Source organism: Methylobacterium sp. WL103 (assembly GCF_008039885.1).
Lineage (GTDB): Bacteria > Pseudomonadota > Alphaproteobacteria > Rhizobiales > Beijerinckiaceae > Methylobacterium > Methylobacterium cerastii.
This window is the reverse complement of sequence record NZ_VRUX01000967.1, coordinates 1-1,075: the sequence shown is the minus strand read 5'-3', so window position 1 is coordinate 1,075 and position 1,075 is coordinate 1. Positions and strand designations below refer to the sequence as shown.

Annotated in this window: 1 protein-coding gene; it reads left to right on the top strand. The window is 74.0% G+C overall.

Translation table 11 applies throughout. The annotated features are described in order from the left end of the window. Positions 1–1,075: glycoside hydrolase TIM-barrel-like domain-containing protein (locus tag FV222_RS27080; protein WP_187277499.1), on the top strand; the 1,075-nt coding region annotated here is incomplete at both ends.

Below are 1,075 nucleotides of genomic sequence, written 5' to 3'. Positions count from 1 at the left end.
GGCCTCACCCGCGTGCGCGGCGCCGGCGAGGGCTACCCGGCGGTGGCGGCGCTGATCGACCTCGCCCGCGCGGTGCGAACGCGGCTCACCCACGGCGAGACGCTGGTCTACGCCGCCGACTGGACCGAGTACGGCGCCCACGTCCACGACGGCGGCGCGCGCGTACGCTTCCCCCTCGACGCCCTGTTCGCCGACCCGAGCCTCGACGCGGTCGGAATCGACTACTACCCTCCGATCTCGGACTTTCGCGACACCCCCGGCCACGCCGACCTCGCGGAGGCCGACGCGATCTACGATCGCGGCTATCTCAAGGCCCGACTCGGGGCCGGCGAGGCCTTCGACTGGTACTACGCCGACGCGGCCGCCCGCGCCGCGCAGGTCCGCACCCCGATCACCGACGGCGCCTACTCCAAACCCTGGACGTTCCGGGCCAAGGACCTCGTCGGCTGGTGGTCGAACGCCCATGTCGAGCGCGACGGCGGGGTCGAGACCCGCGCCACCGCCTGGGTGCCGCGCGGAAAGCCGATCTGGCTCACCGAGGTCGGCGTGCCGGCGGTGGACAAGGGTACCAACGGCCCCAACGTCTTCCCCGACCCGAAATCCTCCGAGAACGCCTACCCGCCGGCCTCGCGGGGCCTGCGCGACGAGCTGATTCAGCTCCGCGGCCTGGAGGCGATCCTGTCCCGGTTCGATCTCGCCGCGGCGGGGTTCACGGCCGCCGACAACCCGCGCTCGCCGGTCTACGGCGGGCCGATGGTCGATCCGCGCGCGGTCTTCGTCTGGGCCTGGGACGCGCGGCCCTACCCGGCCTTTCCCGACCAGGGCTCGGTCTGGGCGGATGCCGGCAACTGGCGGGTCGGCCACTGGATCACCGGCCGGATCGAGGGCTGCGACCTCGACCGGCTGATCCTGCGGGTTCTCGCCGACCTCGGCGTCGACGTGCCGGTGGCGATCGAGGCCGCGGCCTACCTCGACGGCGCGGTGATCGACCGGCCGCTCTCGGCCCGCGCCGCCCTCGAGCCGCTGGCGCAGCTCTACGGCCTCGACGTGTCGGCGGTCGCCGGCACCCTGCGGC